Raw genomic sequence first — 26,693 nt, 5'->3', positions numbered from 1 at the left:
GAGTCTCAGGCGATGTGGTGGACCCAGCCGAAGGTGTCCGGCTCCTTGCCGCGCTGGATGCCGGTCAGCAGCGAGCGGATGCGGCGCGTGACTTCGCCTTCGCCGCCGTCGCCGATCGCGAATTCGCCGCCGGCATGGCGCACGTTGCCGATGGCGGTCACCACGGCGGCGGTGCCGCAGGCGAAGGTTTCCCGGACGCGGCCGCTCTTGGCGTCAGCCTGCCATGCGTCGAACGCGTACGGGGTTTCGGCAACCTTGAGACCTTCGCGGCGGGCCAGCTCGATGATGGAGGCGCGCGTGATGCCGGGCAGGATCGTGCCGGACAGCGGAGGCGTCTGCAGCGAGCCGTCGTCCATGACGAAGAACACGTTCATGCCGCCCAGTTCCTCGATCCAGCGGTGCTCGGCGGCATCAAGGAAGACGACCTGGTCACAGCCTTTCTGCGAGGCCTCGGTCTGTGCGATCAGGCTGGCCGCATAGTTGCCGCCGCACTTTGCCGCACCGGTGCCGCCAGGCGCCGCTCGCGTGTACTGGTCCGACACCCACACCGTGACCGCCGACTTGCCGCCCTTGAAGTAGGGGCCGACCGGGCAGGCGATCACGCAGAACACATATTCGGCCGCGGCACGCACGCCCAGGAAGGTCTCCGTGGCAAACATGAACGGGCGCAGGTACAGGCTGCCGTCGCCGCCAGGGATCCAGTCGCGGTCGATGTCCACGAGCGCCTCGACGGCGCGCAGGAAATCGGCTTCCGGCAGGTCGGCCATCGACATGCGGGCGGCCGAGGCGCGGAAACGCCTGGCGTTCTCCTGCGGGCGGAACAGCGAGATCTTGCCGTCGGCGCCGCGGTACGCCTTCATGCCTTCGAAGATTTCCTGCGCGTAGTGCAGGACGGCGCAGGCCGGGTCGATCTGGAACGGGCGGCGCGCTTCCACCTTGGCGTCATGCCAGCCGCGCCCTTCGGTCCAGCGGATCGTGACCATGTGGTCGGTGAAGACGCGTCCGAAGGCGGGGTCGACCAGCGCGGCCGCGATCTTGTCGGCCGGCGTGGGGTTGGGGTGACGTTCCACGGTGAACTGCAATTGGTTGTCAGCGCTCATGTTTCTGTGTCTCTTCGTCTTCGGAGGGTGGTTCCGGATTTCCGATGCTATGCGTGCAAGATAGTCCCGGGTTCAGGCGAAAAGTGGCGATAGAGCCGCATTACCGACCTCTCGTCCGGGAACAGGAAGAAGTGTAACTCGACGGTGCGGTGCGGTATCGGCCAATTGGGCCCGAGGCGCTTCGTGCTGCGCGCATCGGGGCACCAAGGCGGGTCAGGCGGCGGCGGTCCTGTGCTGTCGCGCCGTGACCGCGTCGGCCAGCATGTCGAGCACCGCGACAGAGTCTTCCCATCCAATGCAGGCGTCGGTAATGCTCTGGCCGTAGGTCAACTCCGCCGGATTGTGCTGGCCCGGCGTGAACTTCTGGGCGCCCGGGACCAAGTGGCTCTCGACCATCACGCCAAAGACCGACCGGCTGCCGCCGCTGACCTGTTGTGCCACGTCGCGCGCGACATCGACCTGGCGCTGGTGTTGCTTGCTGCTGTTGGCGTGGCTGCAATCGACCATCAGGCGCCGGTCAAGCCCGGCCGCTTCAAGCTCCTTGCAGGCGGCCTCCACGGAACCGGCGTCATAGTTCGGGGCTTTCCCGCCACGCAGAATGACGTGGCAGTCCGGATTGCCACGGGTGTGTACCGTCGCGACCTGCCCGTTCTTGTGCACGCCAAGGAAGTGGTGCGGACGCGAGCCCGCCTGGATCGCGTCGATGGCGATCTTGATATTGCCGTCGGTGCCATTCTTGAAGCCGATCGGCGCCGACGTGCCAGACGCCAGTTCCCGGTGGATCTGGCTTTCCGTGGTGCGGGCGCCGATGGCGCCCCAGCTGATCAGGTCGCCGATGTACTGGGGCGAGATCACGTCCAGGAACTCGCCCGCGGCCGGCAGCCCGAGACGATTGATGTCGACCAGCAGATGGCGCGCCATCCGCAGCCCCTCGTCGATACGGTAGCTTTCGTCGAGGTACGGGTCGTTGATCAGGCCTTTCCAGCCAACGGTGGTACGGGGTTTTTCAAAGTACACGCGCATCACGATTTCCAGCGTCGCGGCGTGGCGCACGCGCTGCGCCATGAGTCGCTGCGCGTAGTCGAGCGCAGCGTGCGGGTCGTGGATCGAGCACGGTCCCATGATGACGAGCAGGCGGTCATCCTGGCCGTGCAGGATGCGGGAAATGCGCTGCCGCGTGGTCGTGACCAGCGATTCGACCGGCGTACCGCTGATGGGAAAGAAACGGATCAGGTGTTCTGGCGGCGGCAACGGGATGATGTCGTCGACGCGGGCGTCGTCCGAAACGCTGGTGCGGTCCGAGGGCCTTGGCCAGCCCTCGGCCGCGCTGTAAGTGGAGGTCTGCGGATCGTGCATGGCTTGCTCTTGATGAACTGGGGCAAAGCGCTATGGTAGCCGTTTAGCAGCCGTTTATGCCGGCCGGCCGGAAGCCGTGAGCAGGCCGGTCATGCAAGAGTCAATGGCCACGTGCTTGCGGGACGGTTTCGCGGTCGCCGAACCGGGGCCTCACGTGGGGATGCGATCGTGTCAGCCGCCGCTGCATCCGCAGCCGCCACTTCCGCCGCCACAGGCGCCGCCGCCCGCTTGTTCCGGGCTGAGAGGGTGGACGATGAAGTCGATCACCACCGCCTCGCTGTCGCGCTGGACGTACTGGATCTGAACCTGATTGCGGTAGCGCTGGCGCAACTGTTCCAGCAGCGGCTGCGGGTCGTGGTCGTTGACGAAACGCATCGTTTCGCCGTCGCCCAGGGATTCCAGCGCGCCGAAGATGGCGGCATGGCGGAAGCGCTTCGCAATGCCCCTGGCGTCGAACAGGAAGGGCGTGTGAGCCGTGTTCATGGTCTTTCCTTGCTGATTGGCTGAGGCGTAGCAGCTTAGCGTGGCGGTGCAGACGGCCTTTGACTTAGAACAACGAAATCACAAGCGTTGGAGCCTCCTCGCTGGCGGATGCTTCAGTGCGCGGTCAACTCGGCCGCTGCGCGCCGCAGGTAGTCGATCATCTGCGCGGCGCTGCTGGTCAGCGGGCGTTCGCGCAGTGTCATGACGCCTACCGGGGGCAGTTCGACGGGCACGTCCATGGCGAGGATCCGCAGGCGGCCTTCGGCCTCGAGCGCCTGCGCGGCGGAGCGCGCCATGAAGCCCGCCGCGTCGCGTTCGACGGCAAAGGTGGCCAGGGCCAGGTATGACGACGATTCGATCACGTCCTGCGGCGGGTGCAGCCCGTGCTGGTGGAAGGCCTGCTCGATCTTGACCCGCAGCGAGGCCCAGGGCGGCGGCAGGACGCACGGCATCTGCGCCAGGTCGCGCCAGCCGGGGCTGGCCTTGCGGGTGAGACGGTGCCCGCGCCTGACCACGGCCACCATGGGATCGACATACAACGCCTCGGTCTGCAGGTCCGGGGCAGCGTAGCCGGGTTCCAGCCGGCCCACGATCAGGTCCAGTTCGCTCAGGCGCAGCTTGGGCAACAGGTGCGTCAGGTCGCCTTCCTCGACCAGCACGGTGGCGCGCGGGGAGCGCTCCTTGAGCATGCCGACCGCGCGCGCCAGCAAGGCCGGCAGCGCCGCACCCATCGACCCGATGCGGATACGCCCCGATGCGCCGCTTTCCACGGCGGCGATCTCGTCGCGAGTCTGCTCGTATTGCGCCAGCACCGAACGCGCAAAACGCACCAGCGATTCGCCGGCCGCGGTGGGTTCGGTGCCGCGCGTGGAGCGCGTGAACAGCGTCAGGCCCAGCATCTTCTCGACCTCGGTCAGCACGCGCGAGACCGCTGGCTGGCTGACGGACAGGAATTCCGCCGTGCGGCCCAGGTGCCGGAATTCATCGAGCGCCACCAGCAGTTGCAGGTGGCGTAACTTGATGTTGGAGCGCAGCGCGCGATCGATATTGGCCATGGCCCGAGTCTACATAGCGAACATGTTATGAAGCAATGCCAGTTTGTGATTGGATTGTTATGTTGGGCGGGAACACAATGCAGGCACAGCGCGGGCGGCCTGTCCGCCTCATAACAACGGAGACACCCACATGACTCAAGGACTCCCCTTCAATCCGAAGCGTCGCCAGCTGCTCATCGGCGGCGCGGCGGCCGCTGCCGCGGGTACTGCCGGCATGCTCCTGCCTGGCGTGGCCCGGGCTGCCGCGGCGGAGTATCCCGAGCGTCCCATCACGTTCATCTGCCCGTGGCCCGTAGGCGGAACCGCGGACCAGTCGATGCGCGCCCTGTGCCAGGTGGCATCCGGCATCCTGAAGCAATCGATCGTGGTCGAGAACCGCGCCGGCGCGTCCGGCATGATCGGCACCAAGGCACTGGCACGGGCCAACCCTGACGGCTACACCATCGGCCAGATCCCGATCTCGGTCACGCGCTTCTCGCAGCTCGGCATGCTGCAACTGGATCCGCGTACCGAACTGACCTACCTGGCGCGGACCTCGGGCCAGACCTTCGGCATTGCCGTACCCACGAACTCGCGCTTCAAGACGCTGCAGGATGTCGTAGCCGCGGCCAAGGCCAGCCCGGGCCGGATTACCTATGCCCATGCGGGCATCGGCGGCGCCACGCACGTCGGCATGGAGCAGTTCGCGCTGGCGGCGGGCGTGAAGTTCAACGCCATCGCCTACAAGGGGGGCGCCTCGGCGCTGCAGGATGTGCTGGCCGGACAGGTCGACCTGCTGGCCGATTCCAGCTCGTGGGCCCCGCATGTCGAGGCCGGCAAGCTGCGCCTGCTGTCCACCTGGGGCGAGCAGCGCGCGACGCGCTTCAAGGACACGCCCACGTTGAAGGAACTGGGCTACAACGTGGTGGTGGAAGCGCCGAACGGTATCGGCGCGCCCAAGGGCCTGCCGGCTGCCGTGGAAAGGAAGCTGCGCGACGCCTTCCGCGCCGCGGTGGCGAGCACCGAGTTCCACAATGTGGCGGCGCGGCTGGACGCGCCCGTGATGTACCTCGACGGCCCCGACTACAAGAAATACGTGGCCACGGTCTACGACCAGGAAACCCAGCTGATCCAGAAGCTGAGGCTCAAAGAACTGCTGCAGCAAGGTTGATTGCCAAGTGAATACGAACCCCGTCATCCGGCTGCATGCGAACGACAACGTCCTGATCGCCAGAGGCGAACTGGCGCTGGGGCAGCAGTTGTCCGACCCGGCGTTGCGCGTGCGTGCGCAAGTCCCGGCCGGCCACAAGATCGCGGCCTGCGCCATTGCCGCCGGCACGCCGGTGCGCAAGTACGACACCGTGATCGGCGTCGCGGCGCGCGATATAGCGGCCGGCGAGCACGTGCATTCGCACAATCTCAAGCTGGTGGACTTCTACCGCGATCCGGGCTTTTGCCAGGACGTGCGCGCGATCGACTACGTGCCCGAAGCGGAACGGGCCACGTTCATGGGCTTCGTGCGCCCGGATGGCCGCGTCGGCACGCGCAACTTCATCGGCATCCTGTCGTCGGTGAACTGCTCTTCGACGGTGATCCGGCAGATTGCCGCGCATTTCACGCCGGAGCGGCTGGCGGCCTATCCGAACGTGGATGGCGTGGCGGCCTTCGCCCAGACCAGCGGCTGCGGCATGTCGTCGCCGAGCGAGCACTTCGACGTGCTGCGCCGTACGCTGGCCGGCTATGCGCGGCATCCGAACCTTGCCGGCGTGCTGATCGTGGGCCTTGGCTGCGAGCGCAACCAGGTGGCCGGCCTGGTGGAATCGCAAGGGCTGGAACCGGGCGTGGCCATGCAGACGCTGGTCATGCAGGACACCGGCGGCACGCGCGAGACCATCCAGGCCGGCATCCGCGCGGTGGAATCGATGCTGCCGGCCGCCAACCAGGCGGTGCGCCAGCGCGTGCCCGCCAGCCACCTGAAGATCGGGCTCGAATGCGGCGGCTCAGACGGGTTCTCCGGTATCAGCGCGAACCCCGCGCTGGGCGCGGCCATGGACATCCTGGTGCGCCACGGCGGCACCGCGATCCTGTCGGAAACGCCCGAGATCCACGGCGTGGAGTTCATGCTGACGCGCCGCGCGGTGACGCCGGAAGTCGGCCAGAAACTGCTCGACCGCCTCGCCTGGTGGGAGCGCTACACCGCCGGGCACAACGGGCAGTTCAACGGCGTGGTCGGCCACGGCAACCAGCAGGGCGGCCTGGCGAACATCTTCGAGAAGTCGCTCGGGTCGGCCATGAAGGGCGGCACGACGCCGCTGCAGGCGGTGTACGAGTACGGCGAGCCGATCGACAAGGCCGGCTTCGTCTTCATGGATTCACCGGGCTACGACCCGGTGGCGGTGACGGGCCAGATTGCGAGCGGCGCCAACCTGATCTGCTTCACCACGGGCCGGGGCTCGATGTTCGGCTCCAAGCCGGCGCCCACCATCAAGCTCGCGTCGAATTCGCCCATGTACACCCGCCTGCAGGAGGACATGGATATCAACTGCGGGCTCGTGGTGGATGGCGTGCTGTCGATCGAGGAGATGGGCCGGCGCATCTTCGACCATATCCTGCAGGCCGCGTCCGGCCAGCCGACCAAGAGCGAACTGCTGGGGCTGGGCGACAACGAGTTCGTGCCCTGGCACCTCGGCATCGTCAGCTGAGCGCTGTATCCGCATTCCTAACGCCTCTTCCATGTCCCTGACTCTTGCCAATGCCGCGCTGCTGCGCACCCAGAATTTCATCAACCAGCAATGGCGCGATGCCGGGCAGGGCCGCCGCCTTGCCGTCGCCAATCCGGCCACGGGCGAGGTGTTCGCCCATGTGCCCGACAGCGGCGATGACGACGCGGGCCGTGCTGCCGATGCCGCCGCGGACGCATTTCCCGCCTGGAGCGCCCGCCCGGCGCGCGAGCGCGCGCAACTGATCAAGCGCTGGCATGCGCTGATCCTGGCGAACCAGGAAGACCTGGCGCGCATCATCTCGACGGAGCAGGGCAAGCCGCTGAAGGAAGCGCTTGGCGAGGTGCTGTACGGCGCGTCCTACGTCGAGTGGTTTGCCGAAGAGGCGACGCGCATCTGCGGCGATATCGTCGCGGAGGCCGTGCCAGGCCGCAAGCTGCTGGTGCTCAAGGAACCGGTGGGCGTGGTGGCGGCCATCACGCCGTGGAATTTCCCGCTGGCGATGATCGCCCGCAAGATTGCACCGGCGCTGGCCGCCGGCTGCACGGTGGTGGCCAAGCCCGCCGAGGACACGCCGCTGACCGCGCTCGCGCTGGTCTGGCTGGCGCAGCAGGCAGGCCTGCCGGCGGGCGTGCTCAACATCGTCACGGCGTCGCGCGAAAGCACGCCGGCCGTGGTCGATGCCTGGCTGGCCGACAGCCGCGTGCGCAAGATCACGTTCACGGGCTCCACGCCGGTCGGCAAGCACCTTGCGCGCGAATCCGCCGGCACGCTCAAGAAGCTGTCGCTGGAGCTGGGCGGCAATGCGCCGTTCATCGTGTTCGAGGATGCCGACCTGGACGCCGCGGTCGATGGCCTGATGGCGTCCAAGTTCCGCAACGGCGGGCAGACCTGCGTATGCCCGAACCGCGTCTACGTGCACGAGTCCGTGCATGACGACTTTGTCGAGCGGCTGGCACGCCGGGTTGGCGCGCTGCACGTCGGGCCCGCCACGGACGAGCATGCGCAGATCGGGCCGATGATCAATGCGCGGGCCGTCGACAAGATTGCGCGGCATGTCGAAGACGCGGTGGCCAGGGGCGCGCGCGTGGTGACGGGCGGACGGCGTGTGCGCACGGCCGACGGCCCGCACTACTACGCGCCGACCGTGCTGATCGATGCAACGCCCGAGATGGAGCTGTCCTGCGAAGAGACCTTCGGGCCCGTGGCGCCGGTCTTCCGCTTCCGCGACGAAGCCGAGGTGATCCGCGACGCGAACGACACGCCGTTCGGGCTGGCCGCGTATTTCTACTCGAACGATGTGCGCCGCATCTGGCGCGTGGCGCAGGCGCTGGAAACCGGCATGGTCGGCATCAACGAAGGCGCGATTGCCGCCGAGGCCGCGCCGTTCGGCGGCGTCAAGGAATCCGGCTACGGGCGAGAAGGTTCCCGCCACGGGCTGGACGACTACCTGCATACCAAGTACCTTTGCCAGGGCCAGCTCGGCTGAGCGGCCACACCCAGTACCCCAGTATCCCGGACACAGAACACCATGCCCGCACACAACCCGTTCAAGGCTGCCCTGGCGGCTCGCCAGGCGCAGATCGGCTTCTGGCTCTCGATGGCCACCCCCTACCTGGCCGAGGTGTCGGCCACTGCAGGTTTCGACTGGCTGCTGATCGACGGCGAACACGCGCCGAACGACCTGCGCTCGACCCTGCAGGCGCTGCAGGTCATCGCACCGTATGCATCGCAGCCGGTAGTGCGCGCGGTGGCGGGCGAGGTCGCGCTGATCAAGCAACTGCTCGATATCGGCGCGAAGACCCTGCTGGTGCCGATGGTCGATACGGCTGAGCAGGCGCGGATGATGGTCAGCGCCACGCGCTACCCGCCGCTCGGCATTCGCGGCGTAGGCAGCGCGGTGGGGCGCGCCTCGCGGTGGAGCAGCCGCACGGACTACCTGGACGTGGCCGATGACGAGGTCTGCCTGCTCGTGCAGGCGGAAACCGTGACGGCGCTGAAGAACCTGGAGGAGATCTGCGCGGTGGACGGCGTCGACGGCGTGTTCATCGGCCCGGCGGATCTGGCTGCGTCGATGGGCTATCGCGGCAAGCCGGGGCATCCGGACGTGCAGGCCGCGATCGAAGGCGCCATGCGGACCATCATCGCCAGCGGCAAGGCGGCCGGCACGCTGACTTCCGACCCGGCACTAGCCCGTCGCTACCTGGAGCTTGGCTGTACCTTCGTGGCGACCGGCGTCGACGTGACGATGTACGCCAACGCGGCACGGCGCCTGGCGGCTGAATTCAAGCCCCAGCAGGCCGGCAGCACTGGCGGCGCACCTTCCGCCGCTTACTGAACACCACCCCGAATTCCCGATCGCCACATGCAAGCCGAAGCCCAAGCCCCGAATCCGGAAACCACCCTGCGCGCGATGCAGGCCATTGTCGGCGAGAACGCCTGCCTGAGCGGCGACGCCGACATGCAGCCCTTCGTCACCGACTACCGCGGCATCTACCATGGCAAGGCGCAGGTGGTGGTGCTGCCTGCGTCGACCGAGGAGGTCAGCCAGGTCATGCAGTGGTGCTATGCCAACCACGTGCCGGTCGTGCCGCAAGGTGGCAATACGTCGCTGATGGGCGGTGCGGTGCCTGACGGCACGGGCGCGGCCGTCGTCATCAACCTGCGGCGCATGAACCGCGTGCTGGCCATTGACACGGTCAACGACACCATGACCGTGCAGGCCGGCGTCACGCTGAGCGGGGCGCGCACTGCGGCAGAAGCGGATCAGCGCCTGTTTCCGCTGCGCATCGGCTCGGAAGGCTCGTGCCAGATCGGCGGCAACCTGTCGACCAACGCCGGCGGCACCGCGGTACTGCGCTACGGCAATATGCGCGACCTGGTGCTGGGCATCGAGGCCGTGCTGCCGGACGGGCGCATCTACTCGCAGTTGCGCGGGCTGCGCAAGGACAACACCGGCTATGACCTGAAGCACCTGTTCATCGGGGCGGAGGGCACGCTGGGCATCATTACCGGCGCGGTGCTCAAGCTGATGCCGCAGCCGCGCAGTACGGCGGTGGCGTTCGTCGCCGTGCAGAGCCCGGCGGCGGCCGTGCAGTTGCTGGGCGAGGCCAAGCGCCTGTCGGGTCAGGCCGTGACCGCATTCGAACTGATCTCGCGCCCGGCGCTGGAGCTGGTGCTCGAGTACCTGGGCAATGTCCCCTCGCCGCTGCCCGAGATGCACGACTGGATGGTGCTGATCGAGCTGACGTCGGGCACCGATGCGGAAAGCCTGAATGCCACGTTGATGGAGATCCTGGAGTCGGGCTTCGGGCAAGGGCTGGTGCTGGACGCCGCCGTGGCGGCCAGCCTGTCCGATGCGCAGAACTTCTGGCGCATCCGCGAAGAGATCTCCGACGCGCAGACCCGCACGGGCGGAAGCATCAAGTGTGACGTCTCGGTGCCGCTGTCGCGCATCGCGGCCTTCGTGGAGGATGCGTCTGCCAAGGTGCTGGCGCTCGAGCCTGCCGCCCGCATGGTGATCTACGGACATATGGGCGACGGCAACGTTCACTTCAATCCGCTGCGCCCCAGGGACCAGCCGGCGAAGGAATTCCTGGCGCAGTGGTACGCGCGCATCTCCGGCCTGGTCGATGCGATGGCGCATGCCGAGAACGGTTCGATCTCGGCCGAACACGGCATCGGCGTGGTCAAGCGTGATGACCTCACGCAGTTCAAGTCCTCCGTGGAGATTGAACTGATGTGGCAGGTGAAGCAGGCGCTGGACCCGCGCAATCTGCTCAATCCGGGCAAGGTGCTGCCGGCGCGGCGCCGATAGCGCACCGGTAGCGCCTGAATCGGCGCGTGACACGAATGGTCCAACTCGGCTAAGGTGTCTGCTGGACGATAGACCCGGGGCTGCCGTCAAGGCAGGCACCCGGGCGGACAGCCCCACACTGGAAAGACCGAGAAAGCATGAGCCAGCACGCCCCTACCACGCAGTCTCCTCTCGAAAAACCCACCCTCGACTATCCCTGCGGCGAAGCGCCCGCACCTGGCCAGGCGCATGAAATCGCGCCCGGCGTGCGCTGGCTGCGCATGCCGATGCCGCTGGGCCTGAACCACATCAATCTGTGGGCCATCCGCGATGGCGCCGGCTGGGCGGCCGTGGATTCCGGGCTGCAGACGCCCGAGACCGCGGCAGCCTGGCGCACGCTGTTCGCCGAAGGCGGCGCGCTGGCCGGCGGCGGCCTGACGCGGCTGTTCGTCACCCACATGCATCCGGACCACGTTGGCATGGCCGGCTGGCTCACGCGCAAGTTCGGCTGCCGGCTCTGGATGACGTCGATGGAATACCTGATGTGCCGCGTCCTGGCCGCGGATACCGGGCGCGCCGCACCGCAGGAGGGCGTGGATCACTACCGGCAGGCCGGGTGGACCGAGGACGATATCGAGGTCTACCGGGCCCGCTTCGGCGGCTTCGGCAAATACGTGCACGCGCTGCCGGAGAGCTTCCAGCGACTGACGGATGGCGATGTGCTGCGCATCGGCGAGCACGAGTGGCGCGTGGTCGTCGGCAAAGGGCATTCACCCGAACATGCCTGCCTGTACTGTCCGGCCCTGAAGCTGCTGATCTCCGGCGACCAGGTCCTGCCGCGCATTTCGTCCAATGTCTCGGTGTTCCCGACCGAACCGGAAGCGGATCCCATGGGTGACTGGCTGGACTCGCTCGACAAGGTCCGGCGCGAGGTGCCGGACGACGTGCTGGTGCTGCCCGCGCACAACGAGCCCTTCCGCGGCCTGCATGCCCGGCTCGACTACCTGTCGCGCAGCCAGCACCAGGCGCTCGATCGCCTGCGCGGGGCGCTGGCCGAGCCGCGCCGTGCCGTCGACGTGTTCGGGCAGCTGTTCTCGCGGCCGATCGACAGCCCGGGTCTTCTGGGCATGGCAACCGGCGAAAGCATCGCGCACCTGAACTACCTGATGCACCGGGGCGAAGCCATCCGGGAAACGGGGCCGGACGGGTTCCACTGGTACCGGATGAAATAGCGGCGGCACCTGTCCCCCGGGCACCCCTGGGGACAACAAAACTTGACTTCGCCCTCTCCGATATATATCTTAAGATATGTTTTAAGATATATCGGAGGCGCACGTGCGACATCCTTTTGCTTCATTCGACCATCCGGGCCTGGCTCATCGCTGCCTCGGGATGCGTCTTTCTCATCATTTCTTGCACCATGCGATCGGGCGTCATCCGCGCGGCGGCGGTGCATGGGGCGGGCAAGGGGATGGCGAGGGGTTTGACGGCCCGGGTGACTTTGACGGCGAAGGCTGGCGGCGCGGCCGCAAGTTCAGCGCCGAGGACCTGCAATTGCTGCTGCTCGCCTTGCTGGAGGAAAAGCCCAGCCACGGCTATGAGCTGATCAAGGCGCTGGAGACGCGCACCAGCGGCTTCTACAAGCCAAGCCCGGGGATGGTCTATCCCGCGCTGACCTATCTGGAAGAGGTCGGCTACGCCACGGTGGATACCGAGGGCAACAAGAAGCGCTACCACCTTTCCGATGCCGGCCGCGCCTACCTGGCTGCCAACAAGGACCGGCTCGACCTGATGCTGGGACGCCTGCGCCATGCCGCGCGCAAGATGGACTGGATCCGCCGCGCCATGGCGGGCGAGCCGCAGATCGAGCCGGAGCAGGGCGGCTGGGCGCCCGAGTTCGTGCAGGCCCGCATGGCGCTCAAGCGCGCGCTGGCGCTGCGCAGCGATGCCTCGCCCGACGAGCAGCGGCGCATCGCCGCCATCCTCGCGCAGGCCACGGCAGAAATCGAAGCCGGCCCCAAGGGCTGAACCGTGGCGTTGACCCTTGCGTCCGCCGTGGGCGCTGCGAGCGCCCGTCATTTGAGGAATTCCATGACAACACCGACTGAAGCCACCCACTCCATCCGCGACCTGACCGTGCAGCGCGTGCGCCATCCGCTGAAGATGCGGATGCTCCGGGTCGTCCGTACCCGGCTGGTTTCCCCGCAATTGCTGCGTGTGACCCTGCATGGCGCCGATCTTGCCGACTTTGTCTCGGCCTCGTTCGACGACCATGTGAAGGTCTTCTTCCCGCAGGGCGGCGCCGACAGGCCCGACTTGCCGGAAGTCGGGCCCAATGGCCCCGTCTTTGCCGAAGGCCAGCCGCGGCCGCCCGCGCGCGACTACACGCCGCGCCGCTACGATCCGGTGGCGCGGGAGCTGGATATCGAGTTCGTGCTGCATGGTGACGGGCCCGCATCCACGTGGGCGGCCCGGGCGAAACCGGGGCAGTACCTGGGCATAGGCGGTCCGCGCGGCTCCTTCGTGGTCCCCACGGCGTTCGACTGGCACCTGCTGGTTGGCGACGAAACCGCGCTGCCCGCCATCGGCCGCCGGCTGGAGGAACTCGGAACAGGTACGCGCGCGCTGGTCGTCGTCGAAGTGCCCGACGCAGCGGCCGAAATTCCGCTGCCGAGCGCCGCGAATGTGGAGGTGCACTGGCTGCACCGGGGCGATGCGCCCGAGGGCAGCCTGCTGGAACCCGCGCTGCGCAAGATCGCACTACCGCATGGCGAAGGCTATGTCTGGGCCGCCGGGGAATCCGCTGCGATCAAGCTGGTCCGCCAGCATCTCGTCACCGAGCGTGGCATTGCGAAAACGCGCATCCGCGCCTCCAGCTACTGGAAGCGCGGCGCGGCAGCCGTCCACGAGACCCTCGAAGACTGACCTGCACCCGAATCGCCTAAGATGACGCCAACGCAACTCGCAAGGAGGCTGCCGTGCCGGACACCACATCGGGCTGGAAAGGGAGCTGGAAAGGGTTTCAAGCCGCGGCGGCGGGCGTCGCCATGACGCTGGCCGCCTGCGCACCGGACTCGGTTCGCAACATCGAGGCCAAGGGCTTCAACGCCTACCTGGATTCGCTGAAGACGGCCTGTCCCAACATGGTCATCGGCAACAACAACATCAGCGAATGGCTGCGCAGCAGTGCCAGCACCAACGACGATGATTACGTGTACTGGCTGGACCAGACTTCGCGCCTCTACTACAAGCGGATCAGCCCGGCACAGTACCGCACCTCGGTCAGCGCAGCGCTGGCGGCCGGAAAGACGGATACGCGCGCGCTGGATTGCATCATCCGGCACTTGCCGGCGGACAGGCCAAGCAGTCCGCCGGGCGGGAAGTTGTTGTGAGGGGCCAGGTGAGCCGCCTCCTGTCGTGCCGACGAGCAGTTTTGCATGGGTCCTGCCCGCTGAAACAGACTTATCTTAGCCTCATGTCGTAAAATGACTATTCAACATAGTCATTTGGGGTGCGATGATGCGTTCGAAGAAAACTCGAGGGCTTACCATGCAAGGCATCCAGGTTTCCAAAACGGAATTCAAGGCCAAGGCGCTGGAATACTTCCGGCAAGTCGAGCAGTCCGGTGAGCACGTGGTCGTGACGGACCACGGCACGCCCACGCTGGTAGTGCGTCCATTCCATGGCCTTGACCGGGATCCGCTGGAAATCCTGTCCGGCACGGTCGTCCGCTATGACAACCCGACGGACCCGGTCGACGTTGACTGGGAGGCGGGCCGGTGATCGTGCTGGACACGCATGCCCTGGTCTGGTGGGCGAGCGCAAGCGCGGAGCTGAGTGCCAGGGCGAAGGCGGCGATCGACCGCGAATGCCGGGAAGGGCAGATCGTCGTCTCCGCGATTTCGGCATGGGAGATCGCGATGCTGGTGGAACGCGAGAAGCTCGTGCTGTCCATGGACGTGGAGAGCTGGCTGGACACGGTGGCGGAAATCGAAGCGGTCTGCTTCTTTCCGGTGGATGTCGATATATCGATCAAGTCGGTCCATCTGCCGGGGGAGTTCCACAAGGATCCGGCAGACCGCATGATCGTCGCCACAGCGCGCAGGCTCGCGGCGCCGCTGGTCACCCGGGACGAGAAGATCCGTGCCTACAAGCACGTGAAGACGATCTGGTAGCGGCATGCCGCAGACCGGCGCGCCCCGTTGTGCAATCCCCGTTGTGCAATCCCCGTATCCCCGCTAACATGAATCCCCGGCAGCCGAGACAGCGGTTGCCGACGTCGCTCGGACGGTTCCGGGCGCTTACGTTAAGGACTCCTTCATGACCGCCAGCTCTGGCAAGCGCCGCTTTGCGCGCATCGATCGCCTTCCGCCGTACGTTTTCAATATCACCGCCGAGTTGAAGATGGCCGCCCGCCGCCGTGGCGAGGACATCATCGACATGAGCATGGGCAACCCGGACGGGGCCACGCCGCCGCATATCGTCGCCAAGCTGGTAGAGGCCGCGCAACGGCCGGACACGCACGGGTACTCCACGTCCAAGGGCATTCCGCGGCTGCGCCGCGCGATCTCGCACTGGTATCGCGAACGCTATGACGTGGAGATCGATCCGGATTCAGAAGCGATTGTCACGATCGGCTCCAAGGAAGGCCTGGCGCACCTGATGCTGGCCACGCTCGATCGCGGCGACTCCGTGCTGGTGCCCGACCCGAGCTACCCGATCCATATCTATGGCGCGGTGATTGCCGGCGCCGATATCCGCTCCGTGCCGCTGGTGCCAGGCGTCGATTTCTTCGCGGAGCTGGAGCGCACCATCCGCGGCAGCTATCCGAAGCCGAAGATGATCGTGCTCGGGTTCCCGTCGAACCCGACCGCACAGTGCGTCGAGCTGGATTTCTTCGAGCGCGTGATCGCGCTGGCGCGCAAGCACGACATCTTCGTCGTGCACGACCTGGCCTATGCCGACATTGTCTTCGACGGCTGGAAGGCGCCGTCGATCATGCAGGTGCCGGGCGCCAAGGACATCGCGGTGGAGTTCTTCACGCTGTCCAAGAGCTACAACATGGCGGGCTGGCGCATCGGCTTCATGGTGGGCAACCCGGACCTGGTGGCCGCGCTCACGCGTATCAAGAGCTATCACGACTACGGCACCTTCACGCCGGTGCAGGTGGCGGCCATTGCCGCGCTGGAGGGCGACCAGGAATGCGTGAAGGAGATTGCCGCGCACTACCAGTCGCGCCGTGACGTGCTGGCAAAAGGGCTGATCGAATCGGGCTGGCCGGTGGATGTCCCGAAGGCGTCGATGTACATCTGGGCGCGCATTCCGGAGCCTTATCGCGCGCTGGGCTCGCTGGAGTTTTCCAAGCAGTTGCTGGCCAAGGCGAAGGTCTCGGTTTCGCCGGGCATTGGCTTCGGCGACTATGGCGATGAATACGTGCGCTTCGCGCTGATCGAGAACGAAGCCCGCATCCGGCAGGCCGTGCGAGGCATCAAGGCGATGTTCCGTGCGGACGGGCTGATCAAGGTGCCCGTGGCCGAGCACGCGGACGGGCTCGCCAAGGGCAAGGCCTGAGGGGCGGGAGCAGGCCTGCGTTCAGTAACGGCGCAGGCGTTCCAGGTCGAGCACGTGCACCGTGCCATAGTCGATCCTTACCAGCCCCTCCTGCTCCAGCACCTTGAGCGCGGCATTGGCCCGCTGGCGTGAAATGCCCGCCAGCAGGCCGACTTCCTCCTGCGTCAGTTCGAGCGCGGGGTCCAGTCCCGGGCACAACACCGGATTGAACAGCGCCGCGAGCGCGCGCGCGATGCGGCCTTCCACGCCGTGCAGCCGTTCGTGTTCGACCGTGGCAATGAACAGGCCCAGCCGTTCGTTGAGCTGGCCGATGAGGTACCGATTGAACGGCAGGCTGGTTTCCTGCAGCCAGCGGAAGGTCGCGGCCGGCAGGCAGGCAATGCGCGATTCGCGCAGCGCCACCACGTCATAGCGCCGTGCTTCCTGCTTGAGCAGCGATCCCTCGCCAAGCCAGCCGCCGGCCGGCACGCCGGTCAGCGTAGCGCGCTTGCCGGTGGGCGCGGCGCAATGAACCTTGACCAGCCCCTGCGCCACGCCCAGCCAGTAGTCCGCCGGTGCGCCCTTGTGGGCAACGTAGGCACCCGGCGGCACCACGCGCTCGCGCAGTTCGGCGCGCATGCGCTGCCATTGCTCAGGCGTCAGCGCGCATGCCCATGGACTGCGCGCGAGCAGCGCTTCGAGGCTCATCGCGGGTGCCGGATGTCAGCGCAGCCTGTGCAACGGATCGTCGCCCGGCTGCCACCAGTGCGCGAACAGCCCCTCGACTGCACTATGGTCCACGGCGTCGTAGCTGCTCACGCGCCAGCGCGGCGCGTTGTCCTTGTCGACAATCAGCGCGCGCACGCCCTCGATGAAATCCCCGCGCGTGAATGACTGCACCACCACCGCCAGCTCCATGCGGAAGCAGTCGGCCAGGTCGAGCCGGCGGCCGCGCAGCAGCAGTTCACGCGTGGCGCACGCAGCCAGCGGCGAGCGCTTGCGCAAGATGTCCGCCGTGCGCGCGGCCCATTCGGCGTAGCGTGGATCGTTCTGGCAGGCGAGGCTGGCGATGATCTCGGGGAGCCCCGCATCGGCCGGGAAATGCCGCAGCAGGGCCGGCAGCACTTCGAGCAGCGGTGCGTCCGCCGCGCTGCAGATCGGCTCGCGTACCAGCGCACGGCGCAGGTCGTCCAGCGGCTGGCCGCTCCAGCGAACGGCCGCGAGCGTATCTTCGAGACCGGCCAGGGTCACGCTGTTGACCGCGACATCGGCCAGCCCGCACAGCAAGGCATCCTCGGCGCCAAGGGTCACGCCGGTCAGGCCGAGATAGAGCGCCAGCTGGACCGGCATCTTCGACAGGAAATGGCTCGCGCCGACGTCGGGCACGAGCCCGATGCCGGTTTCCGGCATGGCCACGCGCGAGCGTTCGGTGACGATGCGCAGCTGCGCGGCCTGCGACAGCCCCATGCCGCCGCCCATGACGATGCCGTCCATCAACGCCACCACCGGCTTGGGATAGCGGTGCAGGCGGTAATCGAGCTGGTATTCGTCGATGAAGAACTGGCGCTGCAGCGGCGTGCCGTCGCGATGGCTGTCATACAGGGCGCGGATGTCACCGCCCGCGCAGAAGGCCTTGGGCCCGGCGCCACGCAGCACCACGGCGTCGATATCGTCCTGTCCGGCCCAGGCGTCGAGCTGCGTCGACAGCGCGACGATCATCGGGTAGGACAAGGCATTGAGCTGGCGCGGCCGGTTCAGCGTCACGAGGCCGACGCGGTTGATGACCTGGAACAGGACTTCCGGCTCGGCGCCGGTGGACGCGCCGGTGGACGCGCCGGTGGACGCGCCGGTGGACGCGCCGGTGGACGGATGGGCAGCAGTGCTTTCCGGTGTCAGTCGCATGATCGGTTCCTAGCCATTGCGCCATTGGGGCGCGCGCTTCTGCAGGAAGGCATTGACGCCCTCGCGCTGGTCCTCGCCGTCGAACAGGTCGACAAAGCGCTCGCGTTCAAGCGCCAGTGCGGCCTGGCGCGGCACACCCTGGCGCGCCAGCTGTACGAGCTGCTTGCTGCAGGCCGCCGCGCGCGGGCTCACGGCACAAGCGCGTGCGGCCATGGCCAGCGCGGCGTCCAGCGCCTTGCCGCGCGGCACGACCTCTTCCACCAGTCCGATGCGCAGCGCCGTGGCGGCATCCACGCGCTCATTGGTCAGGATCATGCGCTTGGCCCAGCCTTCGCCGACCAGCCACGGCAGGGTCTGCGTGCCGCAGCCGCATGGCAGCAGGCCCACGGCGGCCTCGGGCAAGGCCATCTGCGCCTGCTCCTCGGCAATGCGCACATCGCAGGCGAGCGCGCATTCGAGTCCGCCGCCCATGGCGTAGCCATTGATCGCGGCAATCACGAGCGGCCGCGCATTCTGCAGCGCTTCGAAGGCCGCGCCGAAGCGCTGCGCCATCACGCGTGCATGGGCGCGGTCGCCTTCGGCAAAGCCATTGAGATCCGCGCCGGCACTGAAGAAACGGTCTCCGCTGCCGGTGATGACGACGGCGCGGACTTCGGGGTCGGCGTCAATCCTGGCGACAAGATCCTGCAGTTGCTGCAGGCCCTCGGCGGTGAAGGCATTGGCCGGCGGGCGGCTGAGCGTGAGGCGGGCAATGTGCCCGTCGATGGCGAATTCGATCATGGCTGGTTTCCGTCAGGCCCCGGTCCTGGGCTGGTATTGCCGGATCACCCCGGAGAAATCGAGCTGGCCGTCGCCGGCCTGGCTCATGGCCTGGTAGAGCTGCTGCGCCAGCGCGCCGAGGAACAGCGGCTGCTTCACGCTGCGCGCGGCATCGGCCGCCAGGCCCAGGTCCTTGAGCATCAGTTCGGCGCCGAAGCCGCCCGTATAGCCGCGCGACGAAGGCGCGGTCTCGATCACGCCGGGATACGGGTTGTAGGTGTCCGACGACCAGCAGCGGCCCGTCGAGGTATTGACGATGCCGGCCAGCACGCTGGCGTCGATGCCCAGCCGCACGCCGAGCGCCATGGCCTCGGACACGCCGATCATCGAGATCCCCAGGATCAGGTTGTTGCAGATCTTGGCGACCTGGCCGGTGCCGGTGTCGCCGCAATGGACCAGGTTGCGGCCCATATTGGCGAGCACGGGCTTGACCTGCTCGAACAGCGCCGGCGTGGCGCCGACCATGAAGGTCAGCGTGCCGGCCTGCGCGCCACCGGTGCCCCCCGACACCGGCGCATCGGCCAGTGCATTGCCCTGTGCGGCGGCGGCGGTGGCCAGTTCGCGCACGGTGGCCGGGTCGATGGTGCTGGAGTCGACCAGCGGTACGCCGCGGCGCACACCCGCCAGCACGCCGTCCTCACCGAGATAGGCCGTGCGGACATGCGCGGCCGCGGGCAGCATGGTGATGACGAAGTCGGCCTCCGCCACCGCCTTGCGCGCGGAATCGGCCGAGGCCGCGCCTTCGGCGCACAGCGATGCCACGGTAGCCGCGTTGAGGTCGAACACGGTCAGCGTGTGGCCGGCCTTGAGCAGGTTGCGCGCCATGGGGGCGCCCATGTTGCCGAGGCCGATGAAGGCGATATGCATGTCGGGTCTCCTGGATATTGTCTGACGGGTCGTTGCGTCGCGTGCTTACTTCAGGCTGATGGTCGTGTTCACGCCGTCATTCACCGTGGCATCGTCGAACCAGCGCGCCGTTACGGTCTTGGTCTGGGTGTAGAACTGCACCACCTGCTTGCCGTACGGGCCCAGGTCGCCGAGCTTGGATCCGCGCGAGCCGGTGAAGCTGAAGTAGGGCACGGGCACCGGGATGGGAATGTTGATGCCCACCTGGCCGACGTCGATCTCGCTCTGGAACTTGCGGGCCGCGGCGCCGCTCTGCGTGAACACGCCGGTGCCATTGCCAAACGGGTTGCGGTTGACCAGCGCGATGGCCTCGTCCAGCGTCTCCACACCCATGACCACCAGCACCGGCCCGAAGATCTCGTTGGTGTAGACCGACATGTCGGTCGTCACATCCGTGAAGATGGTCGGGCCGATGAAATTGCCTTGCGGGTAGCCCGGGACCTCCACGTTGCGGCCGTCGAGCACCAGCGTGGCGCCTTCCTTCTCGCCGGAGGCGATCAGGCCGAGGATGCGCTCCCTGGCCGCGACCGAGACCACCGGCCCGACATCGGTGCCTGCGTCTGCACCGGCGCCGACCTTGAGTGTCTTGGCCTTCGCCACGAGCTCGGGCACCCATTCACGCGCGGCGCCCACCAGTACGATCACCGAGGTGGCCATGCAACGCTGGCCGGCAGCGCCGAAGCCCGCGCCCGCCAGCGCGTTCAGGGTTTGTTCCTTGTGCGCGTCGGGCAGCACCACGGCATGGTTCTTGGCGCCCATCATCGATTGCACGCGCTTGCCATGCGCGCCAGCCAGGTTGTAGACATGGGTGCCGACCGCCGTCGAGCCGACGAAGGACACGGCCTTGATATCCGGGTGCGTGCACAGCGCGTCGACCACATCCCTGGCGCCTTGCACCACGTTCAGCACGCCCGGCGGCACGCCGGCTTCCACGGCCAGCTTCACCAGCTCCATGGTGGACAGCGGGTCCTGTTCCGACGGCTTGAGCACGAAGGTATTGCCGCAGACGATGGCCATCGGGAACATCCACAGCGGGATCATGGCCGGGAAGTTGAACGGCGTGATGCCGGCGCACACGCCGATCGGCTGCTGCAGGGTATAGGTATCGACCGTGGCCGCCACGTTCTCGGCAAAGCCGCCTTGCTGCAGCGTGCCGATCGAGCACGCGTGCTCGACCACTTCCAGGCCGCGGAAGATGTCGCCTTCCGCATCGGCCAGGGTCTTGCCCTGTTCGGCCGTGAGGATGGCGGCGATGCGCTTGCTGTGTTCGCGGATGAGTGCCTGGTAGCGCAGCATGATGCGCAGGCGCGCGCCGATCGGCGTATGGCGCCAGGTGGCAAAGGCGCGGTGCGCCGAAGCCACGGCCGCGGCGACTTCGCTGGCGGTGGCCAGCGGCACGCGGGCCAGGACCTCTTGCGTGGCGGGGTTGACCACGTGGCGGAATTCCGTGGCGGACGATTCCACCCATTCGCCGTTGATCAGCAGCGGGACGGTCGGAACGGCGTTGGCGGTCTGGGGCAGTGCACTCATGATGTCTCCGGTCGGTTCTGGATTGGGATGCGGGTTGAGGCGGTTCGGTTGAGCGAGTGGGTGCTACAGGCTGCGCGCGATCAGCATGCGCTGGATCTCGCTGGTGCCTTCGTAGATCTGCGTGATGCGCGCGTCGCGGTAGTGGCGCTCGACGGGGTAGTCCTCCAGGTAGCCGTAGCCGCCGTGGATCTGCAGCGCCTTGGAGCAGACCCGCTCGGCCAGTTCGGACGCGTAGAGCTTGGCCTGTGACGCTTCCGACAGGCATGGCATCCCTTGCGAGCGCATCCGCGCGGCGCGGTGCACCAGCAGCCGCGCGGCATTGAGTTCGGTGGCCATGTCGGCCAGCATGTTGGCGATGGGCGGGTGCTCGCGCAGCGGCCGTCCGAACTGCACGCGCTCGGACGCATAGCGGCACGCGGCCTCGAACGCCGAACGGGCGATGCCGATGGCCTGTGCCGCAATGCCGATGCGCCCGCCTTCCAGGTTGGACAGGGCGATGCGCAGGCCCTCGCCGGGCTCGCCCAGCAGCGCGTCATGCGGCACTTCGCAATCTTCGAGCGTGATGGCACATGTGTCCGAGGCGCGGATGCCCAGCTTCTTCTCCGGCGCGTGGACGATAAAGCCCGGCGTATCCGTCGGCACCAGGAAGGCGGAGATGCCCTTCTTGCCGCGTTCCGGCTCGGTGGCGGCGAATACCACGGCCACGCCGGCGCGCTGGCCGTTGGTGACGAACTGCTTGCTGCCGTTCAGCACCCAGCCGCGCTCGGTGGGCAGGGCGCGGGTGCGCAGGTTGTGGGCTTCGGAGCCCGCCTGCGGCTCGGTCAGGCAGAAGGCCCCGATGACTTCGCCGCTGGCCAGGCGCGGCAGGTAGCGCTGCTTCTGGGCGTCGGTGCCGTAGTGCAGGACCGGCCCGCAGCCTACCGAGTTGTGCACGCTCATGAGCGTGGCGCACGCGGCGCAGCCCGCCGCGATTTCCTCGATGGCCAGCGCATAGGCCACATAGTCGGTGTAGGTGCCGCCCCATTCCTCCGGCACGATCATGCCCAGCAGGCCCAGCGCGCCCATGTCGGCAACCACGTCCTGGGGCAGCCGGGCGGCGCGGTCCCACTCGGCGGCGCCCGCGGCGAGGCGCTCGCTGGCAAAGGCGCGCGCGCTGTCGCGGATCATGGTTTGCTCTTCGGTGTAGTCGCTGTGCATGGCAGGGGCGCGGCAGGCGCGATTGAGATGGTCTTTGTCGGTCTTCAGGTGCAACAGGCGCAGTGTAGAAACCGCATGCCGCCGCTCCTATGCCAAAATCCGCCATTCTTTATGAACTCGAATGCCATCCGCCCGGCGCCCTGCGGCTGCCTGGAGCGTGGCCGCACCATGGAAAAAGGCAGCGTCGCGATTTGCTTTGTCCACCACGCCATCTCGGGGCTGCAGGCCCGCGGGCTGGATCCCGAGCCGGTGCTGCGCAGCGCCGGCATCGCACCGGCGCTGCTGGCGGTGCCGCAGGCGCGTGTCTCCACGGCCAGCTACAGCGACCTGTGGATGGCCGTGGCCGCCGCGCTCGACGACGAGTTCTTCGGCCAGGATTCCCGCAGCATGAAGTGCGGCAGCTTTGCCATGCTGTGCCACGCGGTTGCGGGCAGCCGCACCTTTGCCCAGGCTCTCGAACGCGTAGCGCGCTATTTCGGCCTGCTGCTCGATGACCTCGGCGTCCGGCTCGACCGGCACGAAGACCGCGCGGCGCTGGTCCTGACCGCGCCGTCCGCGGCACAGGGCCGGCTGCCCGGCGTGTTCGCGCAGGAAACCATGCTGATCATGCTGCAGGGCCTGATGAGCTGGCTGCTCCACCGTCGCGTGCCGATCCTGCTGGCGTCCTTTGCCTACCCGGAGCCGCCTTACGGCGCGGAATACCGGATCATGTACTCGCGCCAGACGGCCTTCGGGCAGCCGGCCACGGCGCTGGTGTTCGACGCCGGGCTGCTCGACCAGCCCGTGCGGCAGGATGAACGCAGCCTGAAGTCATTCTTGCGCGATGCGCCGCACAATGTGGTCGTGAAGTATTCGGACCGCAGCAGCGTGGCCGCCCGCGTGCGGCGCCAGTTGCGCAACCAGCGTCCCGAGCAGTGGCCGACGTTCGAGGCGCTGGCGCTGAGCCTGAACCTGTCGGCGTCATCGCTGCGCCGGCGCCTGATGGACGAGGGGGCGAGCTACCAGGAACTCAAGGACCAGCTCCGGCGCGACCTGGCGATCGACGCACTCAGCCGTACCGGCAAGCCCGTGGCGGACATTGCGGCGGAACTGGGTTTTGCCGAACCCGGTGCCTTTCATCGCGCGTTCCGGCGCTGGACCGGGTCGCGGCCCGGCGCCTATCGGGGCACGGCGGGCGAAAGCTGAGGTCTGCGGCGAGGGTATCGGGGGCCGTAGCTGCCCGACACCCTCCCTGCTCAGGCAGGCAGCGCTTCACGCACCGGGGTACTCGTGCCCGCACCCGGCTGCCTGTCGTCGTGCGCGACGATGCGGTTGCGGCCTTCCAGCTTGGCCCGATACAACGCCGCATCGGCGCGGGCGCTGAGTTGCGCCAGCGACTCCCCGGGCCGCAGGCAGGCGATACCGCCGCTGATCGTATAGCGCACGGCGGCACCGTGATCTCCGATCTGCACGCAATGCTGCTCCGCCCCGGTGCGGATGCGCTCGGCCAGGCGCAGCGCGTCTGCCATGCGCGTGGCGGGCAGCAGCACCGCAAACTCCTCGCCGCCCAGGCGCCCCACGCCGTCGGTGGCGCGTATCTGTGCCGCGGCCAGCCCGGCGAATCCCTTCAGCACGGCATCCCCTGCGGCATGGCCGTAGGTGTCGTTGACAGCCTTGAAGCGGTCGATATCGACGATGACGAGCGCAAGCGGCGGGTGGCCATGGGCAGCCCGCGCGATCTCGCGGCCGCCCATGTCCTCCCAGGCCTTGCGCGACATGACGCCGGTAAGCCCGTCGGTATTGGCAATGTCCTCGAGCCTGCGCACCATGGTGTCGTGGATCATCAGCACGGCGCCCATGCTCAGTGCCGGCATCACCAGCGCACCGAGCGTCAGGAACAGCGCGTTCAGCCCCAGCGATTGCAGGCTGTAGGGGTCGCCCATCAGCGAGAAGGCCGACAGCAGGCCGCGCGCGGCGTGGCCGGTGGCGAAGAAGAGCGCGAAGGCGGCCGTGGTCAGGTGATAGCTGCCGGCACGGCCGCGCGGCCGCTTGCGGATCAGCGTGATGCCGGTCAGCACGCACAGCACCGTATTGAAGGCCGAAACCGCGGCCACGCGCGTGGTGAAGACGTCGTAGACATAGCGCCAGGTCACTACCACCGCCATGGTGGCAAGCGCGCCAACGGCCAGCCTGCCCCAGCGCGGCTGGCCGCCGCAAAAGCGCACGCAGCCGGCATAGAACATTGCAAGCGCCCAGGCCAGGGCAGCATTGGCGGCGACCACGGAGAGCATGTCGCTGATCTGGCCGCGCAACGCGAACAGGGGCAGGGCCATGGTGACGGCCAGGTTGGCGTTGCACCAGTCCGGCACGCCCGGCAGCCCGCAGCGGCGCAGGGACCAGACGATCGCCAGCATCATGGCGCTCAGTGCCGCGGTGATCACCAGCAGCGCGGTAGGAACGGACATCAGGGCAGATCCAGTGGGCGGGGCGGCCCGACGGGGCAAAGCCGCCATGATACGGCGCGCCCGGTCCGGCCGGCCAGGTCTGCCGCGGATCGCCGCAATGGCGATGGCGCGGGGCAGGCGATCGGGAGTGCCACCGTGTCAGTCGCCGGCAGGGGAGGAGGGCTGGCCTTGGGAATCCGTCGAGGGGTCGACGCGCAGCGCCGGGTCATGCTTGAGCAGCCAGTGTGCGGCGACCAGCAACGCGACAAGGACGGCGACCATGTAGCCGCCCAGCAAGGTGACGTATTCCATGACTGACCCCTTCAGGATCCGGCTCTATGACCGGTCGTGCAGACATTATGGAAAACAGCGCCTGCCGCCACATCACCTGTTTGGGGGGTGTCCCCACCAGGGTGGGGGCAGGCCGTCGGCGTACATGGCGGCATCCGCCCCGGCCAGCAGCGCGTCGGCCGCGACGTCAGGGAACGTCTGACACGACGCCGTCGATTCCTCCGGTTGAGGTCCCCATGCCGGCGGAGCAGTCCTTCAGGCGACGACGGCGACCACATGCGCCTGCATCCGGGCCTCGATGGCGCCCGTTCCGAAGGCCTGCGCCAGCGCCTGCTCGCAAAGATCCGTGGCGCGCTGCAGGGCATCGGGCCCGCGCGACTCCAGGTCCGGGCGCAGCGGCGTGCCCTGGCACAAGGCCACCGCCGCGATACGCGCGGATTCGGCGGTGCTGGTCTCGGGCAGCGTTTCCATGGCAGGCGCCGCCAGGAAGCCGCCCTGTCGCAGGTGCCCGGCAATCTCGGCCTGCCGGTGATAGCCATGGGGCGTACGTGTCATGAATTGCGGCGGATCGTCCGGGAACATGCTTGCGAGCGCCTCGCAGACGATAGCCGTGAAGTGGTTGTCCTCAATGCGATCCCACACGTTGAACAAGAGCGTGCCGCCCGGGGCCAGCACGCGCCGGGCTTCGGCAAATGCGGCGGGCTTGTCGGGAAAGAACATGACGCCGAACTGGCAGACAACGAGGTCGAAACTGCCATCATCGAACGGCAACTGCATGGCATTTGCCACCTGCCAGTCGACCGGGCGGCTGGTGCCGACCGTCCGCGCCCGCTCCAGCATGGGCGGATTGAGGTCCGTTGCCACAATGGATGCCTGTGGCGGCAGCAGTCGTGCCAGTTCGCGCGTCAGTGCGCCCGTGCCGGCCGCCATTTCCAGTACCCTGGCCGGCTGCAGCGCGGCGGCACGGCGGGCGAGGTCCGCCGCGTACGGGGCGAAAATCATCGGCACGAGGTACCGCTCATAGAGTTCGGGAACGGCACCCGTGAACTTGTCGCTGTCGCTCTGCGGCATGATCGTCTCCCGGTGGCGGCCGCGCCGTGCTGGCCCGGCCGGTTGCTTCCATGCTAGGCGGTTGGCGGCAGCAACGACGGCAGCGGCGCCCGCGGCGGGCCCGGTTGCGAGGCGCGGGTCAACTGATCTCGATCTGGCCGTTCATCGATTCGTGCCCCGAGCCACAGAAGATATCGCAGAGGAACACGTGCGACCCGGCTGCGGCGGCGTGGATGGGAACCTCCACCTTCTTGCCGGGCGGGAGGTCCGTGCGGATGCCAAGGTCGGGCACGCTGAAGCCCATGATGACATCGAGCGCCGTCAGTTCGAGGATCACGGATTCATTCTTGCGCAGGGCAATGCGGTCCGGCGTGAACACAAAGCGCCGCGCGGTGACGGCGATGCGCCGGGGCACGGCGGCCGACGCGGTCCAGAACGGCACCGATGCCGCCAGCGCCGCCAGTGCCGCCAGCGAGGCCAGGCTGCGGCGGCGCGCGGGACAGAAGGGCGTTTGCTCGATCATCGTCATTCTCCTT

At 67.6% G+C, this 26,693-nt stretch carries 26 protein-coding genes and 1 pseudogene; 13 read left to right on the top strand and 14 right to left on the bottom strand.

Annotated elements, in window-relative coordinates; translation table 11 throughout:
* Window positions 1-5 precede the first annotated feature (5 nt).
* The 4 genes and pseudogenes from KHO22_RS17735 to KHO22_RS17720 all read right to left on the bottom strand — a co-directional run bounded on the left by KHO22_RS17735 (window position 6) and on the right by KHO22_RS17720 (window position 3,994).
* Window positions 6-1,100, bottom strand: coding sequence for a branched-chain amino acid aminotransferase (locus KHO22_RS17735; RefSeq protein ID WP_211948471.1), 1,095 nt, complete (start codon window positions 1,098-1,100; stop codon window positions 6-8).
* A 213-nt stretch (window positions 1,101-1,313) separates the two neighbouring features.
* Window positions 1,314-2,456, bottom strand: a complete 1,143-nt coding sequence (locus KHO22_RS17730) for a 3-deoxy-7-phosphoheptulonate synthase (RefSeq protein WP_211948470.1) — start codon at window positions 2,454-2,456, stop codon at window positions 1,314-1,316.
* A 249-nt stretch (window positions 2,457-2,705) separates the two neighbouring features.
* Window positions 2,706-2,939, bottom strand: a pseudogene (locus KHO22_RS17725) (DUF2249 domain-containing protein); the annotation flags it as partial.
* A 113-nt stretch (window positions 2,940-3,052) separates the two neighbouring features.
* On the bottom strand, window positions 3,053-3,994 hold the full coding sequence (locus tag KHO22_RS17720; protein WP_211948468.1) for a LysR substrate-binding domain-containing protein: 942 nt from the start codon (window positions 3,992-3,994) through the stop codon (window positions 3,053-3,055).
* Window positions 3,995-4,124: 130 nt separating this feature from the next.
* On the opposite strand from KHO22_RS17720, the gene KHO22_RS17715 reads away from it, so the two are divergent.
* The 12 genes from KHO22_RS17715 to alaC all read left to right on the top strand — a co-directional run bounded on the left by KHO22_RS17715 (window position 4,125) and on the right by alaC (window position 16,060).
* Window positions 4,125-5,144, top strand: coding sequence for a tripartite tricarboxylate transporter substrate binding protein (locus tag KHO22_RS17715; protein WP_211948467.1), 1,020 nt, complete (start codon window positions 4,125-4,127; stop codon window positions 5,142-5,144).
* A 7-nt stretch (window positions 5,145-5,151) separates the two neighbouring features.
* A complete protein-coding gene (locus KHO22_RS17710; RefSeq protein ID WP_211948466.1) occupies window positions 5,152-6,675 on the top strand; it encodes a UxaA family hydrolase in 1,524 nt (507 codons plus the stop codon).
* Between the two features lie 31 nt (window positions 6,676-6,706).
* Entirely contained in the window at window positions 6,707-8,182 is a 1,476-nt protein-coding gene (locus tag KHO22_RS17705; RefSeq protein WP_211948465.1) for an NAD-dependent succinate-semialdehyde dehydrogenase, read from the top strand.
* Window positions 8,183-8,224: 42 nt separating this feature from the next.
* Window positions 8,225-9,031 carry a 4-hydroxy-2-oxoheptanedioate aldolase gene (gene hpaI, locus KHO22_RS17700; protein ID WP_211948464.1) on the top strand — a complete coding sequence of 269 codons (807 nt, stop codon included), beginning with the start codon at window positions 8,225-8,227 and terminating at the stop codon, window positions 9,029-9,031.
* A 75-nt stretch (window positions 9,032-9,106) separates the two neighbouring features.
* On the top strand, window positions 9,107-10,510 hold the full coding sequence (locus tag KHO22_RS17695; protein ID WP_211948562.1) for an FAD-binding oxidoreductase: 1,404 nt from the start codon (window positions 9,107-9,109) through the stop codon (window positions 10,508-10,510).
* 137 nt (window positions 10,511-10,647) lie between these two features.
* Window positions 10,648-11,721: an MBL fold metallo-hydrolase gene (locus KHO22_RS17690; protein WP_211948463.1), complete on the top strand. Its 1,074-nt coding sequence runs from the start codon at window positions 10,648-10,650 to the stop codon at window positions 11,719-11,721.
* 160 nt (window positions 11,722-11,881) lie between these two features.
* The gene (locus tag KHO22_RS17685) at window positions 11,882-12,517 is read left to right on the top strand and encodes a PadR family transcriptional regulator (protein ID WP_211948462.1); all 636 of its coding nucleotides are present in this window, start codon (window positions 11,882-11,884) and stop codon (window positions 12,515-12,517) included.
* 63 nt (window positions 12,518-12,580) lie between these two features.
* A complete protein-coding gene (locus KHO22_RS17680; protein WP_211948461.1) occupies window positions 12,581-13,414 on the top strand; it encodes a siderophore-interacting protein in 834 nt (277 codons plus the stop codon).
* Between the two features lie 122 nt (window positions 13,415-13,536).
* Complete coding sequence (locus KHO22_RS17675) at window positions 13,537-13,881, top strand: hypothetical protein (protein WP_211948561.1); 345 nt, start codon at window positions 13,537-13,539, stop codon at window positions 13,879-13,881.
* A 157-nt stretch (window positions 13,882-14,038) separates the two neighbouring features.
* Complete coding sequence (locus KHO22_RS17670; RefSeq protein WP_211948460.1) at window positions 14,039-14,272, top strand: type II toxin-antitoxin system Phd/YefM family antitoxin; 234 nt, start codon at window positions 14,039-14,041, stop codon at window positions 14,270-14,272.
* A complete protein-coding gene (locus KHO22_RS17665) occupies window positions 14,269-14,664 on the top strand; it encodes a type II toxin-antitoxin system VapC family toxin (RefSeq protein ID WP_211948459.1) in 396 nt (131 codons plus the stop codon). Before KHO22_RS17670 ends, KHO22_RS17665 begins: the two co-directional genes overlap by 4 nt.
* A gap of 145 nt (window positions 14,665-14,809) precedes the next feature.
* Complete coding sequence (alaC, locus tag KHO22_RS17660; RefSeq protein WP_211948458.1) at window positions 14,810-16,060, top strand: alanine transaminase; 1,251 nt, start codon at window positions 14,810-14,812, stop codon at window positions 16,058-16,060.
* Window positions 16,061-16,081: 21 nt separating this feature from the next.
* Here alaC and KHO22_RS17655 read toward each other — a convergent pair whose 3' ends face one another.
* The 6 genes from KHO22_RS17655 to KHO22_RS17630 form a co-directional block, all read right to left on the bottom strand.
* Window positions 16,082-16,747, bottom strand: a complete 666-nt coding sequence (locus KHO22_RS17655; protein ID WP_211948457.1) for a Crp/Fnr family transcriptional regulator — start codon at window positions 16,745-16,747, stop codon at window positions 16,082-16,084.
* A 15-nt stretch (window positions 16,748-16,762) separates the two neighbouring features.
* Window positions 16,763-17,941, bottom strand: coding sequence for an enoyl-CoA hydratase/isomerase family protein (locus KHO22_RS17650; protein ID WP_211948456.1), 1,179 nt, complete (start codon window positions 17,939-17,941; stop codon window positions 16,763-16,765).
* Between the two features lie 9 nt (window positions 17,942-17,950).
* On the bottom strand, window positions 17,951-18,721 hold the full coding sequence (locus tag KHO22_RS17645) for an enoyl-CoA hydratase (RefSeq protein ID WP_211948455.1): 771 nt from the start codon (window positions 18,719-18,721) through the stop codon (window positions 17,951-17,953).
* Window positions 18,722-18,733: 12 nt separating this feature from the next.
* Window positions 18,734-19,627 (bottom strand): 3-hydroxyisobutyrate dehydrogenase, encoded by an 894-nt coding sequence (gene mmsB, locus KHO22_RS17640; RefSeq protein WP_211948454.1) that lies wholly within the window; start codon window positions 19,625-19,627, stop codon window positions 18,734-18,736.
* Between the two features lie 45 nt (window positions 19,628-19,672).
* Complete coding sequence (locus KHO22_RS17635; protein ID WP_211948453.1) at window positions 19,673-21,196, bottom strand: CoA-acylating methylmalonate-semialdehyde dehydrogenase; 1,524 nt, start codon at window positions 21,194-21,196, stop codon at window positions 19,673-19,675.
* Window positions 21,197-21,259: 63 nt separating this feature from the next.
* Window positions 21,260-22,393, bottom strand: coding sequence for an acyl-CoA dehydrogenase family protein (locus tag KHO22_RS17630; protein ID WP_211948452.1), 1,134 nt, complete (start codon window positions 22,391-22,393; stop codon window positions 21,260-21,262).
* Window positions 22,394-22,561: 168 nt separating this feature from the next.
* Here KHO22_RS17630 and KHO22_RS17625 point away from each other — a divergent pair, with 168 nt between their 5' ends.
* Window positions 22,562-23,578 carry an AraC family transcriptional regulator ligand-binding domain-containing protein gene (locus tag KHO22_RS17625; protein ID WP_211948451.1) on the top strand — a complete coding sequence of 339 codons (1,017 nt, stop codon included), beginning with the start codon at window positions 22,562-22,564 and terminating at the stop codon, window positions 23,576-23,578.
* 50 nt (window positions 23,579-23,628) lie between these two features.
* Here the strand turns inward: KHO22_RS17625 and KHO22_RS17620 are convergent, their stop codons facing one another.
* From KHO22_RS17620 to KHO22_RS17605, 4 genes are all read right to left on the bottom strand, one after another.
* Window positions 23,629-24,837: a GGDEF domain-containing protein gene (locus KHO22_RS17620; protein WP_211948450.1), complete on the bottom strand. Its 1,209-nt coding sequence runs from the start codon at window positions 24,835-24,837 to the stop codon at window positions 23,629-23,631.
* Between the two features lie 138 nt (window positions 24,838-24,975).
* Window positions 24,976-25,128 (bottom strand): hypothetical protein, encoded by a 153-nt coding sequence (locus tag KHO22_RS17615; RefSeq protein ID WP_211948449.1) that lies wholly within the window; start codon window positions 25,126-25,128, stop codon window positions 24,976-24,978.
* Window positions 25,129-25,362: 234 nt separating this feature from the next.
* Window positions 25,363-26,178, bottom strand: coding sequence for a class I SAM-dependent methyltransferase (locus tag KHO22_RS17610; RefSeq protein WP_211948448.1), 816 nt, complete (start codon window positions 26,176-26,178; stop codon window positions 25,363-25,365).
* Between the two features lie 118 nt (window positions 26,179-26,296).
* Entirely contained in the window at window positions 26,297-26,680 is a 384-nt protein-coding gene (locus tag KHO22_RS17605) for a cupredoxin domain-containing protein (RefSeq protein WP_211948447.1), read from the bottom strand.
* Window positions 26,681-26,693 lie beyond the last annotated feature (13 nt).

The organism is Cupriavidus yeoncheonensis (assembly GCF_905397275.1).
Classification (GTDB): Bacteria; Pseudomonadota; Gammaproteobacteria; order Burkholderiales; family Burkholderiaceae; genus Cupriavidus; species Cupriavidus yeoncheonensis.
The sequence above is the reverse complement of the archived record's forward strand: the minus strand, read 5'-3'. Positions and strand labels throughout refer to the sequence as shown.

Coding starts and splice junctions, on each gene's coding strand:
- KHO22_RS17735 (WP_211948471.1), bottom strand. CDS start 1,100: ATGAGCGCTGACAACCAATTGCAGTTCACCGTGGAACGTCACCCCAAC.
- KHO22_RS17730 (WP_211948470.1), bottom strand. CDS start 2,456: ATGCACGATCCGCAGACCTCCACTTACAGCGCGGCCGAGGGCTGGCCA.
- KHO22_RS17720 (WP_211948468.1), bottom strand. CDS start 3,994: ATGGCCAATATCGATCGCGCGCTGCGCTCCAACATCAAGTTACGCCAC.
- KHO22_RS17715 (WP_211948467.1), top strand. CDS start 4,125: ATGACTCAAGGACTCCCCTTCAATCCGAAGCGTCGCCAGCTGCTCATC.
- KHO22_RS17705 (WP_211948465.1), top strand. CDS start 6,707: ATGTCCCTGACTCTTGCCAATGCCGCGCTGCTGCGCACCCAGAATTTC.
- hpaI (WP_211948464.1), top strand. CDS start 8,225: ATGCCCGCACACAACCCGTTCAAGGCTGCCCTGGCGGCTCGCCAGGCG.
- KHO22_RS17695 (WP_211948562.1), top strand. CDS start 9,107: ATGCAGGCCATTGTCGGCGAGAACGCCTGCCTGAGCGGCGACGCCGAC.
- KHO22_RS17690 (WP_211948463.1), top strand. CDS start 10,648: ATGAGCCAGCACGCCCCTACCACGCAGTCTCCTCTCGAAAAACCCACC.
- KHO22_RS17685 (WP_211948462.1), top strand. CDS start 11,882: ATGCGTCTTTCTCATCATTTCTTGCACCATGCGATCGGGCGTCATCCG.
- KHO22_RS17680 (WP_211948461.1), top strand. CDS start 12,581: ATGACAACACCGACTGAAGCCACCCACTCCATCCGCGACCTGACCGTG.
- KHO22_RS17675 (WP_211948561.1), top strand. CDS start 13,537: ATGACGCTGGCCGCCTGCGCACCGGACTCGGTTCGCAACATCGAGGCC.
- KHO22_RS17670 (WP_211948460.1), top strand. CDS start 14,039: ATGCAAGGCATCCAGGTTTCCAAAACGGAATTCAAGGCCAAGGCGCTG.
- alaC (WP_211948458.1), top strand. CDS start 14,810: ATGACCGCCAGCTCTGGCAAGCGCCGCTTTGCGCGCATCGATCGCCTT.
- KHO22_RS17655 (WP_211948457.1), bottom strand. CDS start 16,747: ATGAGCCTCGAAGCGCTGCTCGCGCGCAGTCCATGGGCATGCGCGCTG.
- KHO22_RS17650 (WP_211948456.1), bottom strand. CDS start 17,941: ATGCGACTGACACCGGAAAGCACTGCTGCCCATCCGTCCACCGGCGCG.
- KHO22_RS17645 (WP_211948455.1), bottom strand. CDS start 18,721: ATGATCGAATTCGCCATCGACGGGCACATTGCCCGCCTCACGCTCAGC.
- mmsB (WP_211948454.1), bottom strand. CDS start 19,627: ATGCATATCGCCTTCATCGGCCTCGGCAACATGGGCGCCCCCATGGCG.
- KHO22_RS17635 (WP_211948453.1), bottom strand. CDS start 21,196: ATGAGTGCACTGCCCCAGACCGCCAACGCCGTTCCGACCGTCCCGCTG.
- KHO22_RS17630 (WP_211948452.1), bottom strand. CDS start 22,393: ATGCACAGCGACTACACCGAAGAGCAAACCATGATCCGCGACAGCGCG.
- KHO22_RS17625 (WP_211948451.1), top strand. CDS start 22,562: ATGGAAAAAGGCAGCGTCGCGATTTGCTTTGTCCACCACGCCATCTCG.
- KHO22_RS17620 (WP_211948450.1), bottom strand. CDS start 24,837: ATGTCCGTTCCTACCGCGCTGCTGGTGATCACCGCGGCACTGAGCGCC.
- KHO22_RS17615 (WP_211948449.1), bottom strand. CDS start 25,128: ATGGAATACGTCACCTTGCTGGGCGGCTACATGGTCGCCGTCCTTGTC.
- KHO22_RS17610 (WP_211948448.1), bottom strand. CDS start 26,178: ATGCCGCAGAGCGACAGCGACAAGTTCACGGGTGCCGTTCCCGAACTC.
- KHO22_RS17605 (WP_211948447.1), bottom strand. CDS start 26,680: ATGATCGAGCAAACGCCCTTCTGTCCCGCGCGCCGCCGCAGCCTGGCC.